We start from the raw sequence: 15,551 nt of genomic DNA on the forward strand, positions 1-15,551 counted from the left end.
GAAGACCACAACAAACAGAGGACCACCGCCGATGCTCCGTCTGCACGGCATCATGGGACGCGCCGACGACAAGATCTATGCGCGGCAACTCCACACGCTGGAGCATCGCGGCGGCATCGAGCTGTTGTTCGTGCCGCCGGAGGATGCGGGGCGCAAGCGCTTCCGCCTGACCACCGATCGCGGCACCGACTGTGCGGTCAGCCTCGACCGCGACGAGGAACTCATCGACGGCGCGCTGCTGCATCTCGACACCGACCGCGCGATCATCGCCCGCTTCGGCAAGCAGCAGGTGCTGCGCCTGAAGGCGCGTGACGAAGCGAGCGCGCTCAAGCTCGGCTGGCATGCCGGCAATTTGCATTGGCGCGTCCGCTTCGAGGGCGATCACCTGGTCGTGCTGCTCGACGCGCCGCTCGGCAGCTATCGCGCCCGCATCCAGCCGCTGCTCGAGGCCGGCGAGGTGGTGGAGCGCGACCATGTTTGACCGCGGCGAGGCGCTCGCGCTGCTGCAGCTCGGCGACAGCGCCTTTCCCGCCGGCGGCTTCGCGTTTTCCTGGGGCATCGAGGGCCTTGCGGCCGATGGGCTGCTGTCCGATCGCAGCGATCTCGACGGTGTCATCGCAGACCATCTTGCGCAGCGCTGGGCCAGCATGGATCGCATTCTCCTGCGTCGCGCTTGGCACGCGAGCGACAGCGACGCGATCGCAGCCGTTGACCGCCTCGCGGAGGCCACCACGCCGTCCGCCGAGATGCGCGAGGGTTCGCGACGCGCGGGCAGGGCGCTGCTCGGCGTCTGGGTCAAGCTCGCAGGCCCGCTCTCCGTGTCGTACCGCGCACGCGTCTCGGCTGATGCGAGGCTTGGCCATCTCGCCGTGGTGCAGGCCATCACCGGCCGTGACGCTGGCTTGACGGTAGATGCCGCCGAGCTCGTCTCAGGCTGGACCTTGATCACTGGCCTCGTCAGCGCCGCGGTGCGGCTCGGCCTGATCGGCCATATCGAATCCCAGCAGAGCCTCGCCCGCGCCCGCGCGTTCCTCGCCGATCTGCTCGCCGAAACACCTGACGACGACGCGCTACCGTCGAGCTTCACGCCCTTCATCGATATCGCCGTGTCGCGCGGGCCGTTGCGGCACGTGCGCATGTTCACGACCTGAGGTGCCCTGGCCATGATGAATCTGTCGCCCACGGAGCTGGATCGTCTCGTCATCTTCAACGCCGCGCAGATGGCGCGGCGCAACCGCTCGCTGGGCATCAAGCTGAGCCATCCCGAGGCGGTCGCCTACATCACCGACGAGGTGATGACCGCCGCGCGCCGCAATCTGCCCTATGCCGAGATCCGCGACATGGCGGGACGGCTGCTCACGACCGATGATGTCGAGCCCGGTGTCGCCCAGATGATCCCGATGCTCTATGTCGAGCTGATGTTCGCCGAGGGCACCAAGGTGATGGCGCTGTTCGAGCCGATTCAGCCGGCGGAGGGCGCGGGCGCCGAGGCCATCGTACCCGGGGAGATCATCGCGGGCGGCGACGACATCGCGATGTTCACCGAGCTGCCGGCCGTCACCATCGACGTCGTCAACACCGGAGACCGCGACATCCAGGTGCGCAGCCACACCCACTTCTTCGAGGTCAATCGCGCGCTGCGCTTCGACCGCGCCGCCGCCTGGGGCATGAAGATCGACCGGCCCGCGGGACTCGGCGTGCGCTTCGAGCCCGGTGTCTTCAAATCAGTTCGCCTCGTGCCGATCACCGGCGACCGCATCGTGCGCGGCCAGGCCGGACTGGTCAACGGCCCGCTCGATGCGCCCGGCGCGCGCGACGCCGCGCTCAAGCTCGCGCAGTCGCGCGGCTATCTCGGAGCCTGAGCCATGGCAACGCTCACCCGCCAAGCCTATGCCGAGCTCTACGGCCCCACCAAGGGCGATCTGATCCGGCTCGCCGACACCAGTCTGCTCGCCGAGATCGAGCACGACTACACCACCTACGGCCATGAGCTGCTGGTCGGTGCCGGCAAGAACATCCGCGACGGCGAAGCCGTCGCCGCGCACCGGACATCGCGGCACAAGGCCCTGGACGTCGTCGTCAAGAACGCGACAATCGTCGACGCCGTCATCGGCATCGTGAAGGCCGACATCGGCATCCGCGACGGCCGTATCGTCGGTATCGGCAAGGCGGGCAATCCCGACATCATGCCGGATGTGCATCCGGACATGGTGGTCGGCCACACCACCGCGCCGATCGCCGGCGGTCCGTTCATCGTCACCGCCGGCGCGATCGAGAGCCACGCACATCTGATTTCGCCGGAGCAGTCCGATCATGCGCTCGCCGGCGGCACCACGACGATGGTCGGCAATGGCTCGGGGCCGGTGTTCGACGTCGGTTCAGGCTCTGGGCCGAACTTCGGCCACTTCCTCAAGTCGATCGAGTTCTCGCCGCTGAACTACGCGCTGTTCGGGCGCGGCGGCTCCGATCCTGGAGCCGTCGAGGAGGCGGTCGCCGCGGGCGGCATGTCGGTCAAGATCCACGAGGATTTCGGCGCGTCGCCCGACGTGATCGACAAGACCCTGATCGCGGCCGACCGCAACGATTTCGCGGTGCATCTGCACACCGACTCGATCAACGAATACGGCTTCTGCGAGGACACGATGGCTGCGGTCGATGGCCGCACCATCCACATGTACCACGTCGAGGGCGCCGGCGGCGGCCATGCGCCCGACCTGCTCAAGGTCGTGTCCTGGCCCAACGTCATTCCGTCCTCGACCAATCCGACCAATCCCTACACCTCCTATGGCATGGAGGAGGGCGTGCCGATGACGATGATCTGTCATCAGCTCAACTACAATTCGCCCGAGGATGTCATGTTCGGCGAGGCACGGGTGCGTGCGCAGTCGATGGCGGCGGAGGATTTCCTGCACGACATGGGCGCGATCTCGATCTTCGGCACGGACACGCAGGGCATGGGCCGCCTCGCCGAGAACGTCGCCAAATGCTGGCAGCTCGCCAGCGTGATGAAGGACCGCATCGGCCGGCTGCCGGAGGAGACGACTGTTCGCGCCGACAATGAGCGCATCAAGCGCTATGTCGCCAAGCTCACGATCAATCCGGCGATCGCGGTCGGCATCGATCATGTCGTCGGCTCGATCGAGGTCGGCAAGATGGCAGACCTCGTGCTGTGGCCGCGCGCCTCGTTCGGTCTGAAGCCGTACATGGTGATCAAGAACGGCTTTCCGGTGTGGGCCGCGATGGGGGACGGCAATGGCAGCCTCGGGCTGTCCGAACCGATGATCCAGAAGCGGATGTGGGGCGCGCTGGGCGCGGCGCCACAGCGGCTCGGCGTCAACTTCATGTCCAAGCTCGCGGTCGATGCCGGCGTCCGCGAGAGTCTCGGGCTTGGCCGCGAGACCGTGCAGATCACGAACGTGCGCCGCCTGCGCAAGACCGACATGATCCGCAACGCCGCGATGCCGCATGTCGAGGTCGATCCGCAGACTTTCGAGGTGCGCGCCGACGGCAAGCTGCTGATGTGTCCGCCGGCCATATCCGTGCCGCTTGCCCGGAGATTCATGCTGCGATGAGCCGTCTCGCTCTCACCCGCGCTGACGCCCCGATGACCGCCGCGCGCGTCGGCATCGGCGGGCCCGTCGGCTCAGGAAAGACCGCGCTGGTCGAGCAATTGATCCCGGCGCTGCAGGCGCGCGGCATCGACATTGCCGTCATCACCAATGATCTCGTCACGGCTGAAGACGCCGAGCGCGTGCGCCGCTCGGGCCTGATCGACCCCGAGCGGGTGTCGGCGGTGGAGGCGGGCGCCTGTCCGCACACCGTGATCCGCGAGGACCCGACGCTCAACATCGAGGCCGCCGACGAATTGGAGCGGCGGTTTCCCGGCGTCGAGCTGATCCTCCTGGAGAGCGGCGGCGACAATCTCGCCTCGACCTTCTCGCGCGACCTCACCGATTTCTGGATGTTCGTGATCGACGTCGCCGGCGGCGACGACATCCCGCGCAAGCGTGGTCCCGGCGTGATCCGCGCCGATCTCTTGGTCATCAACAAGGTCGACCTCGCCCCTTATGTCGGCGTCGATCTCGCCCGCATGCAGCACGAGGCCACCGAGGTGCGCGGCGGCCGGCCGGTGCTCCTGACCAATTGCCGGCGCGGCGAGGGCATTGACGCGATCGTCGATCTGCTCGAGCGCGAGGTGCTGTTCCGCTCGTGAGCGTTTCAGAACCAGAGAAGCCGCGGCTCGATCTGTCGTTCGTTCGCCGTGGCGGCCGCACCGTGATTGACCGGCGCCTGTTCGCCTGGCCGTTCGTGCTGACGCGCAGCTTCCACACCGACGCGGCGCGGCCGGATGTTCTCAGCGTCATCCTGCAGACCGGCAGCGGCGCCGTGCATGGCGAGGACCGGCTGACGCAGCGCTTCAGGCTGCATGCGGGCGCGGCCGTGTGCGTGACTACCCAGGGCGCGACGTCAGTGCATCGCGCCGAGCCGGAGGCGCGGGCCGTCGAGCATGTGCTTCTCCGCGTCGCGGCGGGCGCATCGCTCGACTACCGGCCGGAGCCGCGCATCCTGTTTCCCGACGCAGCGTTGAGCCAGGTGGTGGAGCTCGACTGCGATCCCGATGCTGTCGCGCTCGTCACCGATGCGTTCACGATGCATGATCCGGACGGGCAGGGGCGCTTGTTCCGCGAGCTCGACTCCACGCTCATGGTGCGCCGGCAGGGCCACGAGCCGCTGCTGATCGACCGCATGCATCTGCGCAACCCCGCAACAGCGCTGTTCAACGGCCGCCGCGCCTTCGGATCAGCCGTGCTCATGCTGCCGCAGACGCATGACCGTGCCGCGCTTCGCCTGCGCCTTGCCGAGGCTCTCGCGCGCATCAATGATCTCTATGCGGCCGCGAGCCTGCTGCCGGATGGCGCCGGCATCGGCGTTCGGCTCGCAGCCCGGGAGGTGCGCCAGCTGCGCGCCGGCTTCGACGCGATCGCAGCCGTGTTTCGCGAGATCGATCTCGGCGCGCGCGCCGCTCAGGCGCCGAGCGCAGCCGCCACCGCGCGGCCCACGGCGGCGTGAGCGGCGTTGCGCCTGTCGTCGCCGGCTTTGGTCTCAGTCAGATAGCTCGTCACGATCACCGGCGCGCGGCCCGCGGGCCAGATCACCGCGACATCGTTGCTGCTGCCGTTGTCGCCCGCGCCGGTCTTGTCGCCGACGCGCCACGAACCCGGCAGGCCGGCGCGCAGCTTGGCCGCGCCGGTCTTGCAGCCGATCAGCCAGCCATTCAGGATGTCGCGCGACGCGGCTGACAGCGTGTCGCCGGTCGTGAGCTTCGCCAGGGTCTGCGCCATCGCCGTGGGCGTCGTGGTGTCCCTGGGATCGCCTGGCACGCTCTCATTCAGTGCGGGCTCGATTCGGTCGAGCCGGGTGATCGCGTCACCGAAGCCGCGGATGGCACGCGTAAGCCCCGCGGGACCGTCGAGCGTGGCGAGCAGCAGGTTCGCCGCGGTGTTGTCGCTGAGCGTCACCGTCGCTTCGCACAACTCGCAGACCGAGAGCCCCGATGAGCCGACATGCAGCTTGGTCACCGGCGCGTAGGAGAGAATGTCGGATGGCGCGATCGGAAGCCGGCGCGAGAGCTGCTCGGCGCCGGCATCGACCTTGGTCAGGATGGCGGCCGCGAGCAGCGCCTTGAAGGTGCTGCACATCGGGAACCGCTCGTCGAGCCTGTGGCCGCTGAGCGCGCCACTTGCGGTGTCGAGCAACGCGACGCCGAGCCGTCCGCCGCTGTCGGTCTCGATGCCGGCAAGCGTGGCCTGCAGATCGGCAGCCAGCGCTGGCTTCAGCAGCAGAGGCACGAGTGCGAGCGGAAACAATTGCCGCCGTGTGTAACCCGTCACAGGAACCGTCCTTGGAACGTCTACGCCGTCTCGAGATCGAAATCGGCCCATACCGGGACGTGATCCGAGGGCTTCTCCCAGGCCCTGACATAGCTGTCGATGCCCACCTCGACCAGCCGGTCGCTGGCCTGCGGGGACAACAGGAGGTGATCGATGCGGATGCCCATGTTCTTCTGCCAGGCGCCGGCCTGATAGTCCCAGAACGTGTACTGTCCCGGCGCATCGGTCACGGCGCGCAGCGCGTCGGTCAGCCCAAGGCCGAGCAGCGACTGGAAACTCTCGCGCGTCTCCGGGCGGAACAGCGCGTCGTCGACCCAGGCCTCGGGATTGGAGACGTCGGCGGCGGCCGGGATCACGTTGAAGTCGCCGGCGAGGATCAGCGGCTCCTCGGTCTTCAGCCGTTCACGCGCATAGTCACGAAGCCGCGACATCCATTTGAGCTTGTAGGGATATTTCTCGGTGTTGGCCGGATTGCCGTTGGGCAGATAGAGGCAGGCGATGCGGACGACGCCGCTCTTGAGGCTGACCACGCCTTCCAGGAAGCGTGCATGGACGTCCTCGGCGTCGCCGTCGAGGCCCGACTTGGTCTCATCGAACGGCAGCTTCGATAGCAGCGCGACGCCGTTGAAGGTCTTCTGGCCATGCGTCACCACGTTGTAGCCGAGCGCCTCGATCTCCAGCCTGGGGAACGCGTCGTCCGTGCACTTGATCTCCTGCAGGCAGACGATATCCGGAGAGCACTCCTTGAGCCAGGTCACGAGGTGCTCGATCCGTTGCCGGACCGAATTGACGTTCCAGGTGGCGATGCGCATGGGCTAAGTTCCAGGACCTCTGGGAGAGACGGCCCGGTTAGATCAAGCCGCAGCGCCCCGGGTCAAGGCGGTTGGCCGTCGGAATCACAGGCCCGTGCAACAAGGCCATGCGCGGTCCACCATGGCAGCCGGCCGCAGCTCGGCGTATTCATTTTGCCGTCGCGGTGCTGGTCCAAGGAGACCACGAGACACAGGGAGATCACCATGGACCATCGACGTCTCGGTCATTCCGGCCTGCGGGTGCCCGCGCTGAGCTTCGGCACGGCCACCTTCGGCGGCGGCAATGACTTCTTCAAGGCCTGGGGGGCCACCGACGCTGACGGAGCCACGCGGCTGATCGACGTCTGCCTCGACCATGGCCTGTCGATGTTCGACAGCGCCGACGTCTATTCGAGCGGCCTCGCCGAGACCATCCTCGGCCAAGCCATCAAGGGCAAGCGCAACCGCCTGTTGATTTCGACCAAGGGCACGTTCCCGAAGGGCGACGGTCCCAACGACTACGGCTCGTCGCGCCAGCACCTCATCGAGGCCGTCGACGGCTCGCTCAAGCGGCTCGGGGTTGATCACATCGATCTCTATCAACTGCACGGCCAGGACTACAACACGCCGGTCGAGGAGACGCTGGCGACGCTCGACCAGCTCGTCCGTGACGGCAAGATCCGCTACATCGGCTGCTCGAACTTTTCAGGCTGGCACCTGATGAAGTCGCTCAGCGCATCCGATCGCCATGGGTACCCCCGCTACGTCGCGCACCAGGCTTATTACTCGCTGCTCAATCGCGACTATGAATGGGAGCTGATGCCGCTCGGCCGCGACCAGGGCGTCGGTGCCGTCATCTGGAGCCCGCTCGGCTGGGGCAAGCTCACCGGCAAGATCCGCCGGGGCCAACCCGCCAAGCCCGGCACCCGCGCCCACGACATCGCCGGCACCGGCCCGCATTTCGAGGAGGAGCGGCTGTATCGCGTCGTCGACGCGCTCGACGGCGTCGCCAAGGAGACCGGCAAGACCATTCCGCAGGTGGCCTTGAACTGGCTGCTGCAGCGTCCGACCGTATCGACCATCATCGTCGGCGCCCGCGACGAGCGCCAACTGGTTGAAAACATCGGCGCCGTCGGCTGGAACCTCACGGCGGAGCAGGTAGCCGCGCTCGACGACGCCAGCGACACGCCGGCGGCCTATCCGGTCTGGCACCAGCGCGGCTTCCCGATGCTCAACGAGCGCCGGTAGCTGCTGTGGAGGCGCCGCACGTGCGGCGTCGATCCATTTGACGGCGATGCGGGCCCGGCAGTAAATTGGGGTTCGATCGTCACGTGGCCGCGCTCCGGTCATCCTGGAGCCGCCACAACGGGGGGCGTCGACCCCGGACCGATCGGCGGTTGAGCCTCACGACTGTGCCGGACCCGCAGTCTTCAATGTGACGATGTTTGGCTCACTAAGTCGTCCCGGCGAACCGCATCGGGTTTTTTGGCGGTGTGTCGCGACCTCGTATCCGCCATCGCGGCGCAGACTTGATCGCGGTGCCAGTTGATGCGCCCTCTCCCACCCGAGCGAAGCTTCGCTTCGCCTGGGGGCGAGGGCGCTGTATCTCGCATCGCGCTAGCTGCACCAATGAAAGCCCAGACGCGCGGGAAGTGCCTCTTCGCAAGCACGGGATCAAATACTCCATCCCTCCGCCGGATACGCCAGCGCGTCGCCCGGCGATATCTCCGCACCCAAACCATTGCGAAACCGGCTGGCATAGAACGCCAGCGGCAGGCCGTCGCGATGCCGGCACCAGCGGACCTCGCCGATGAACAGCGTGTGGTCGGCAATCTCGACTGAACTCACCACCTCGCAGCCGAATTGCGCGATCGCCTGCGGCAACAGGAAGAAACCGTCGCGTGCCTCCAACGCGGGCGCGCCCTGCGCCAGCGGCGCCCCGGCAAAGTGCCTGCCGATCGCGACATCGTCAGCCGCGAGCACGTTGACCGCGTAGCGGCGCGTCGCGGTGACCGCGTGCCAGGTGCGGCCTCGCTTCAGCGAGACCAGCACCGTCGGCGGCTGCATCGAAACCGTGGTGAAGCTGTTGGCCGTCATGCCGACCGGAGCGCCCTCGGCGTCACTGCTCGTCACCACGGTGACGCCGGTGGAGAACCGCGAGGCTGCCGCGCGAAAGCTCGCGGGGTCCGGATGATGGCTCATGAACTCCTCCGTATCGTCACGCCTCACGCCGCAAGCGGCGTGCGCTCGTCGATCCAGGCATGGATGCGCCGGTCGCTGGCGAGGCGGTCCCATTGCCGCTCCGGATAGTTGAAATTGTCGGTGAACTCGTCGCAGAGCGCGCGGTTCTGCGCCATCGTAACAATCAGCCGGCCCATCGCCTCCGACGGCGGCTGCAGCATCAGATTGGTCCAGCGCGCCGCCGCGATCACCCGGTTCTCGCGCGCGCGATCGACCGTCTCGACGAAGCGGTCGTCGAACGCGACGGCGTCGACGATCGCCTTGCCGAGCTCGAACGCCGCATAGGACGCCATGTTGGCGCCCTGGCCCATCATCGGGTCGACCACCGAATGCACGTCGCCGAGCGCGATGGCGAGCTTGCCGTCGTCGAAGCTCACCGAGGAGCGCCGCACCGTCGGCACCACGGCGCCCTGCAAGAGGTCCAGCGGCTGCAGATCGAAGCGGTGCGTATCGATCTTGTTGTAGGTGTGCGGATGATGCTTCTCGAGCTTGTCGAGCATGGTCTGCCGGAAGCCTGCGGGATCGGCGTCGTAGTTGAGCGACACCAGCTCGGCCATGTCGCCGCCGGGAATATTCTCCATCAGCAGCGCCGTCTTCATGCCGCCGAAGGTGAGCGTCGGGATCACGATCATCTCGCCATGTCCCGGCGAGACCGACAGCGTCACGCCGCGCGGATCGTCCCCGTCAGGGCTGCCATGATCGACGCCGTCATAGAGGCCGACGCAGAGCAGGCGCTGCGGCTGGTTGTAGGGCGACAGCTCCGGCCGGTGATTGAACATCCGCCCGAGCGCGCCCTTGCCGGTCGACACCACCAGCAGGTCGAAGCGCGCCACCAGCGCCGCGATGTCGTCGTCCTGGATGCTGGCGTACTCGATGGTGCCGCCGCGATCCTCAAAGTCCTTCATCAGCGCAGGCAGGTAGATCCGGTAGTCGACAGCGCGGCTCGGCTGCTTGAACGCGCCGCGGAAGAGCAGGGGACTGCCCGGGAAATTGAAGAAGTGATCGTGGTGGTGATAAACGACATTGGGATCGTCCCAATGGTTGACGCCGAGCTCGTTCTCGCGCGCCACCGTGATGCCGTGATGCGCCACGGTGTTCATCAGCCGCGTTGCAGCATACTGCTCGGGCTCGCGGTCGGTCAGGACCGTGGCCTGGATGCCGTGCTTCTGCAGATAGAGCGCCAGATGCAGTCCGCCGATGCCGGCGCCGACGATGCCAATCGACTTCTCCATGGGTCTCCCTCCCTGTGATTTTTTTGAGAGGCTAGACCAGAGCCCCTCCTGACGTATACGGAATGACGAGAATAAAACTCATTCCGGGGAGGAATGATGGACCGGATCGACGCGCTGCAGACCTTCATCCGGGTCATGGAGGCCGGCAGCTCCACCCAGGCGGCCGCCGATCTCGGACTGGGCCAGCCCGCCATCACCAAGCGCATCGCGCTGCTGGAGGAGCAGTTCGGTTGCCGGCTGTTCGTGCGCACCACCCGCAAGCTGCGTCCCACGCCCGATGCCGACCGGGTTCTGAAGCTCGCCAAGGACATCGTCACCCTGTTCGAGAGCGCCGGCGTGCCGTCGCCGAAGCGCGTCGGCGCGCCCTCCGGCACATTGCGGATGACGGTGCCGACCTCGTTCGGCCGCTATTTCTTCAGCGACATCTTTGCCGAGTATGGCCGCCGCTATCCCGAGGTGCGGCTCGACATCCGCTTCACCGAGCAGTTCGTCGATCTCGTCGAGACCGGCACCGAGCTCGCGATCCGCATCGGCGTGCTCTCATCGAGTTCGCTGGTCGCGCGCCGCGTCGGCACGGTCAAGCGTCTGCTGGTCGCGGCGCCATCGCTGCTGGCGCGACACCGCGCCCCCAGGCTGCCCAACGATCTGCGCCAGCTGCCCTGCGTCACCTATTCGCGGCTGTCGCCGAAGAACGAATGGAGCTTCGAATCCGAAACCGGCCGCCACGTCGTCGGCATCACGCCCTCGCTCACCTGCGACGACGCCGACATCATGGCGCTGGCGGCGCTGGAGGGTCTCGGCGCCGCCGTACTGCCCGACTGGTGCGCCGTTCAGCACATCGCCTCCGGCAAGCTGGTCCACCTGCTGCCCGACTACGACGTGCCCTCGCTGCCGCTCCACGTCGTCTATCCCGACCCGCAATGGATGTCCCACCGGGCGCGCCTGTTCCGCGACCTGATCATCGAGCGCGCGGACGTATTCGCGATCGGCGCGCTGGAGTGAGTAACTCCTAGCAGATATTGTACGTATGACCGCAGCGCGAGTGCTGCGCATGACTGCGCCCTCTCCCCTTGCGGGAGAGGGCATGTAGGATGCCGCAGCGTACTCGGTTGGGTGAGGGGTATGTCTCCACAAGCGGCGATCGCGGAGAGATACCCCTCACCCAACCGAGTACGCGGATCAGCCGGCGATGCCCTCTCCCACAAGGGGCGAGGGCACTGCATCTCACAGCGGTGCGCTCAGCTGTGCCAGTATGGTGGGCGCGCGATCGCCGGCGGCGCTCGCTTTGCCTGCCCTACGTAGTCCAATGATCATTGATCGCCGTGGCCGCCCGAGCCAGCATCATCAATGCTCGAATGATGACTGCTGCCGTGATCTCCCGATGCTGCATCCGAATGATAGAAGTGCCAGCGATGGGCGTCGATCACCATCGATGTGTACAGCGCTCTTACGGCTCCGTATTCAGGATCCATCGCCGTCATCTTGCCGAGCTTCTCGCGGAGGATCTCGATGTCTCTCAGCCTGGCCCGCTTGTTGAACAGCCAGTAGATGCCGACGCCGAGGACGATCAGCATCAGGGCGCCGAAGAACGTCACCCACGCCACAGCAGGGCCGGCAAACACTTGCACCATTGTTCCGCTCCTTGCCTTGCAGATGGACGGTGCAGCTCAGTCTCGCACGGCTGCGCAAGCGCTTCAACGGAGAGGTGCCGGGTGCGCAGAGCGCTCCCGGCGGGCCGCGGCTCGCCCCGCCGCTTCATTGCAACTTCTATCAGTCATGCCTGGAACAGGATGGTGGGCACGTGTTGCCTGGCGACGCCGCTTTCCCCACCAATCTCTCTGCCGTCATTGCGAGCGAAGCGAAGCAATCCAGGGCCGCGCGAGGACTCTGGATTGCTTCGCTTCGCTCGCAATGACGAGGCTGATAGGCCTGTGACCGAAGAAGCGATCCGGAATGCGGCGTGAGAGGGCGCAAACTCTCGTTAACGCTGAGGACGAACATCGCTGGCGCTCTGATTGACGCGCCGGCTCATCTCCCCACAATCTCCGCGCGATTGCGAACACAATGATATTGCAGGGGCAGGGGATCGATGGACGAGGCCGCGAAGCCAGGCATTCCGCTGTGGTTCAAGCTTGCGTATAGCGCGTTCTGCGCGGTGCTGGTGCCGACCTATCTGATGGCCTATGGCCCGACCAACTTCCTGTATTTCTGCGATGTGGCGCTGTTGACCACGCTCGCCGCGGTCTGGCTGGAAAGTCCGCTGCTGGCCTCCGCGCCGGCCGTCGGCATTCTCCTCCCGCAGGCGCTGTGGGTGGTCGATTTCCTCGGCACCGCCGTCGGCGTGCCGTTGACGGGGATGACCGCCTACATGTTCGACGCCAAGCTGCCGCTGTTCACCCGCAGCCTGTCCTTTTTCCATTTCTGGCTGCCGTTCGTGCTGGCCTGGCTGGTGTGGAGGCTCGGCTACGACCGTCGCGCCTTCGCGGTGTGGACGGTCGGCGCCTGGGCGCTGCTGTCGGTATGCTATTTCCTGATGCCGCCGCCGCCCGCGACCAGCGACCTGCCGGTCAACATCAACTATGTCTTCGGCCTGAGCGACGCCGTCGCGCAGAGCTTCATGCCGGGCCCCGCCTGGTTCGCGATGTTGCTGATCGGGCTGCCGCTCGTGATCTTCTATCCGACGCACCGGCTGCTGCTGCGCTATGCGGGCGGCGCGCCGGTGTTGGCAGCGATGCCCTCGCGATCTTGATCTACCGACCCGGCTTCTCCTCCGTCATTGCGAGCGAAGCGAAGCAATCCAGGGCTGCGCAAGGACTCTGGATTGCTTCGCTTCGCTCGCAATGACGAGGATGCTAGAGTTCTGACTCGAGCGAATGGATTGCGATGGGATTGCGAGGAGACGACGATGCGGCTGGCTGTGATGTCCGACGTGCATGGCAATCTGCCGGCGCTGGAGGCCGTGCTTGCGGACATCAAGATGCGCGGCGTCGATGCCACCGTCAATCTCGGCGACTGCGTCACCAGCCCGCTGTGGCCGCTCGAAACCTTCGAGCTGCTGCAGTCGCTGGCTCTGCCCACGGTGCGCGGCAATCATGACCGCTGGATCGAGGAGCTGCCGGACGAGAAGCTCTCTCCTGCCGGCCGCTTTGCGCGAGCCGCGCTGACGGCCGCGCAACGCCGTGTGTTGCATGCCCTGCCGCCGCGGCTTGCGCTGGAACAGGGCATCCTTGCCGTCCACGGCACGCCGGATGACGACTGCGCCCTTCTGCTCGAAGAGATGCTGGACGATGGCCGCTACGTCCCGGCGCGGCGCGACGTGCTGGCCGGGCGTCTCGTCAATCTCGGCGGCGCCACGCTGGTGCTGTGCGGCCACAGCCATCGTCAGGCGATGGTGCAGGTGCCGCGCGGTCCCCTGGTCGTCAATCCCGGCAGCGTCGGCTGTCCCGTGTTCGGCGACATTCCGGTTGCCCCGCAGCTTGAATATCGCTCGCCGCACGCCCGCTACGCGGTGCTGACCGAGCGGCGCGGACATTGGCAGGCCGAGTTGCTGGCGCTGGCCTATGACTGGGATCATGCGGCGGCGCGCGCTGCGGAGAATGGCTTTCCGCACTGGGCCGGCGCCTACGCCTCCGGCGCCGTGCTCTGACCGTCACTCGCTTTGCGCCGCACCGGTCACGACGGCGCGAACGGCGCAGGCGATCAGATCCGGCAGATGCGCATCCGGCTTGCTCCGGCTGCGGCCGGCCAGCCACGCGCGGCAGACCATCTGCGCCGGCCCGATGATCTGGCTGATCAGGAGCTCCGGCGCGACCGCGGCCAGCGCGCCGCGCTTCATCTGGGGCTCGTACCAGCGCGCCAGGCGGGCTCGGAACTCCTCGTTGCTCGAGGCCTGCGCGTCGCGGATCGCGGCCATGTGAGCGCCCGGCGCGTGAACGAACATGAACCGGGCTTGCGTCCGGTGGTCGATGACCCAGCGCAGATGCGCCGTCACCAGCGCAGCGACTCCGTCGCGCGCTGAGACCTCGCCCGCAACGGCTCCGGTCAGCGCGGCATGATAGGCGTCGAGCGCCGACAGGAACACGGCGCCGGCAACCGCGTCCTTCGATGGAAAGGCATGGAAGAAGCTGCCGTTGGAGACGCGCGCGCGATCGCAGATGGCCGCCACTGTGGCCGCCTCGTATCCGCTCTGGTCGAACTCCGCCAGCGCCGCGTCGATGATGCGCTCCCGGCTGGTCTTTCGCGTCATCCGCTCCCGTCTCCTCGCTTCTCTGTCTGTCCGCGCGGTTTGACAATATAGCTCGCGCGCCTTTAGAGTAAAACTCTAGAGTTTCACTCTAGCCTGCTCTCGGAGGACCATGCCATGTCACGGATCATCGATGCCTGGATGCAGCATCCGACTCCGCGCCATTGGGCCGATCCGATGTTCGCCTCGCTCCGGCGCTGGACGGCGCGGACGCCGCGTCCGGACGTCATCAAGCCGGAGATGACGGTCGCGGCGATGGACGAGGGCGGGGTGGACGTCAGCCTGGCCTCGGCGTGGTGCGCGCCGCAGGGCTGGATGATCTCCAATGACGAGGTTGCCGCCGTTGCGAACAGCCACCCCGGCCGCATTGTCGGCATCGCCAGTGCGGACCTCGCGCGCCCGATGGACGCGGTGCGCGAGCTCCGGCGCGCAGTCCGCACGCTTGGCTTCAAGGGCTTGCGGGTGTTGCCGTGGCTGTGGGGCGTGCCGCCGACCGACCGCCGCTTCTATCCGCTGTTTGCCGAATGCGTCGAGCTTGGCGTGCCGTTCTGCACGCAGGTTGGTCACACCGGTCCGCTGCGGCCGTCGGAGACCGGACGGCCGATTCCCTACATCGACGAGGTGGCGCTGGACTTTCCCGAGCTTGTCATCGTCGCCGGGCACATCGGCTATCCCTGGACGCAGGAGATGATCGCTGTCGCGACCAAGCACGAGAATGTCTACATCGACACGTCGGCCTACACGGTGAAGCGTTATCCGTCCGAGATCGTGCAGTACATGAAGACCCATGGCCGGCGAAAGGTCCTGTTCGGCACCAACTACCCGATGATCACGCCGGCAAAGGCGCTCGAGGGCCTCGATGAGCTCGGGCTCGATGCGGAGACGCGCGAGCTGTTTCTCGGCGGCAATGCAGCCCGGGTGTTCAGGTTCTGATCGGCACTGATGTCGTGGGCGGCCGGGCGTGCTCGTCGGGCAAATCAGCAGGCGCAGCGACACCGGTTCGACCGTCTCGGGCGGTGCAGACCGGGTCAAGATCGTCCGCGCGAAAGAGCTGATTTTCTCGGGCCGTTCAAGCTGATCGGTTCGTCCGGCTGATCTGCCCGATATTTTGTCATTTCTTTTTATCGGAATTCGTGCTTCAGTGTCGCCGTNC

The 15,551-nt window shown here is 66.6% G+C and carries 17 protein-coding genes; 11 read left to right on the forward strand and 6 right to left on the reverse strand.

The window, feature by feature from the left end; translation table 11 throughout:
* The first annotated feature begins 31 nt into the window (after positions 1–31).
* From ureE to BRAO375_RS33095, 6 genes are read left to right on the forward strand one after another with little or no spacing between them, the layout of a single operon-like run.
* Positions 32–481 carry an urease accessory protein UreE gene (gene ureE / locus BRAO375_RS33070; protein WP_009031796.1) on the forward strand — a complete coding sequence of 150 codons (450 nt, stop codon included), beginning with the start codon at positions 32–34 and terminating at the stop codon, positions 479–481.
* Positions 474–1,151 (forward strand): urease accessory protein UreF, encoded by a 678-nt coding sequence (locus BRAO375_RS33075; protein WP_009031797.1) that lies wholly within the window; start codon positions 474–476, stop codon positions 1,149–1,151. The genes ureE and BRAO375_RS33075 overlap by 8 nt, the downstream gene beginning before the upstream one ends.
* A 12-nt stretch (positions 1,152–1,163) precedes the next feature.
* A complete protein-coding gene (ureB, locus tag BRAO375_RS33080) occupies positions 1,164–1,862 on the forward strand; it encodes an urease subunit beta (RefSeq protein WP_009031798.1) in 699 nt (232 codons plus the stop codon).
* Between the two features lie 3 nt (positions 1,863–1,865).
* Positions 1,866–3,572: an urease subunit alpha gene (gene ureC, locus BRAO375_RS33085; RefSeq protein ID WP_009031799.1), complete on the forward strand. Its 1,707-nt coding sequence runs from the start codon at positions 1,866–1,868 to the stop codon at positions 3,570–3,572.
* The gene (ureG, locus tag BRAO375_RS33090) at positions 3,569–4,213 is read left to right on the forward strand and encodes an urease accessory protein UreG (RefSeq protein WP_035643405.1); all 645 of its coding nucleotides are present in this window, start codon (positions 3,569–3,571) and stop codon (positions 4,211–4,213) included. The genes ureC and ureG overlap by 4 nt, the downstream gene beginning before the upstream one ends.
* Complete coding sequence (locus tag BRAO375_RS33095; RefSeq protein WP_009031801.1) at positions 4,210–5,070, forward strand: urease accessory protein UreD; 861 nt, start codon at positions 4,210–4,212, stop codon at positions 5,068–5,070. Before ureG ends, BRAO375_RS33095 begins: the two co-directional genes overlap by 4 nt.
* On the opposite strand, the gene bla is transcribed toward BRAO375_RS33095, so the two are convergent.
* The gene (bla, locus tag BRAO375_RS33100; protein WP_009031802.1) at positions 5,025–5,891 is read right to left on the reverse strand and encodes a class A beta-lactamase; all 867 of its coding nucleotides are present in this window, start codon (positions 5,889–5,891) and stop codon (positions 5,025–5,027) included. The genes BRAO375_RS33095 and bla overlap by 46 nt on opposite strands.
* A gap of 20 nt (positions 5,892–5,911) precedes the next feature.
* Positions 5,912–6,703, reverse strand: coding sequence for an exodeoxyribonuclease III (gene xth / locus BRAO375_RS33105; protein WP_009031803.1), 792 nt, complete (start codon positions 6,701–6,703; stop codon positions 5,912–5,914).
* Between the two features lie 204 nt (positions 6,704–6,907).
* Between xth and BRAO375_RS33110 the strand changes: the two genes are divergently transcribed.
* Positions 6,908–7,930, forward strand: coding sequence for an aldo/keto reductase (locus BRAO375_RS33110; RefSeq protein ID WP_009031804.1), 1,023 nt, complete (start codon positions 6,908–6,910; stop codon positions 7,928–7,930).
* Between the two features lie 426 nt (positions 7,931–8,356).
* Here BRAO375_RS33110 and BRAO375_RS33115 read toward each other — a convergent pair whose 3' ends face one another.
* Together BRAO375_RS33115 and styA are read right to left on the reverse strand one after the other, a co-directional pair.
* A complete protein-coding gene (locus BRAO375_RS33115) occupies positions 8,357–8,884 on the reverse strand; it encodes a flavin reductase family protein (RefSeq protein WP_009031805.1) in 528 nt (175 codons plus the stop codon).
* A 23-nt stretch (positions 8,885–8,907) separates the two neighbouring features.
* Complete coding sequence (gene styA, locus BRAO375_RS33120) at positions 8,908–10,155, reverse strand: styrene monooxygenase subunit StyA (RefSeq protein ID WP_009031806.1); 1,248 nt, start codon at positions 10,153–10,155, stop codon at positions 8,908–8,910.
* Positions 10,156–10,251: 96 nt separating this feature from the next.
* On the opposite strand from styA, the gene BRAO375_RS33125 reads away from it, so the two are divergent.
* The gene (locus BRAO375_RS33125) at positions 10,252–11,157 is read left to right on the forward strand and encodes a LysR family transcriptional regulator (RefSeq protein WP_009031807.1); all 906 of its coding nucleotides are present in this window, start codon (positions 10,252–10,254) and stop codon (positions 11,155–11,157) included.
* Positions 11,158–11,465: 308 nt separating this feature from the next.
* Here BRAO375_RS33125 and BRAO375_RS33130 read toward each other — a convergent pair whose 3' ends face one another.
* Positions 11,466–11,750: a hypothetical protein gene (locus BRAO375_RS33130; protein WP_244423412.1), complete on the reverse strand. Its 285-nt coding sequence runs from the start codon at positions 11,748–11,750 to the stop codon at positions 11,466–11,468.
* A gap of 494 nt (positions 11,751–12,244) precedes the next feature.
* Between BRAO375_RS33130 and BRAO375_RS33135 the strand changes: the two genes are divergently transcribed.
* Positions 12,245–12,904, forward strand: coding sequence for a hypothetical protein (locus BRAO375_RS33135; RefSeq protein ID WP_009031810.1), 660 nt, complete (start codon positions 12,245–12,247; stop codon positions 12,902–12,904).
* A gap of 156 nt (positions 12,905–13,060) precedes the next feature.
* The gene (locus tag BRAO375_RS33140; RefSeq protein WP_009031811.1) at positions 13,061–13,801 is read left to right on the forward strand and encodes a metallophosphoesterase family protein; all 741 of its coding nucleotides are present in this window, start codon (positions 13,061–13,063) and stop codon (positions 13,799–13,801) included.
* 3 nt (positions 13,802–13,804) lie between these two features.
* On the opposite strand, the gene BRAO375_RS33145 is transcribed toward BRAO375_RS33140, so the two are convergent.
* Positions 13,805–14,401, reverse strand: coding sequence for a TetR/AcrR family transcriptional regulator (locus BRAO375_RS33145; RefSeq protein WP_009031812.1), 597 nt, complete (start codon positions 14,399–14,401; stop codon positions 13,805–13,807).
* Between the two features lie 114 nt (positions 14,402–14,515).
* Here BRAO375_RS33145 and BRAO375_RS33150 point away from each other — a divergent pair, with 114 nt between their 5' ends.
* Positions 14,516–15,331, forward strand: a complete 816-nt coding sequence (locus BRAO375_RS33150) for an amidohydrolase family protein (protein WP_009031813.1) — start codon at positions 14,516–14,518, stop codon at positions 15,329–15,331.
* Positions 15,332–15,551: the final 220 nt, after the last annotated feature.

It is taken from the genome of Bradyrhizobium sp. ORS 375 (assembly GCF_000239775.1).
Lineage (GTDB): Bacteria > Pseudomonadota > Alphaproteobacteria > Rhizobiales > Xanthobacteraceae > Bradyrhizobium.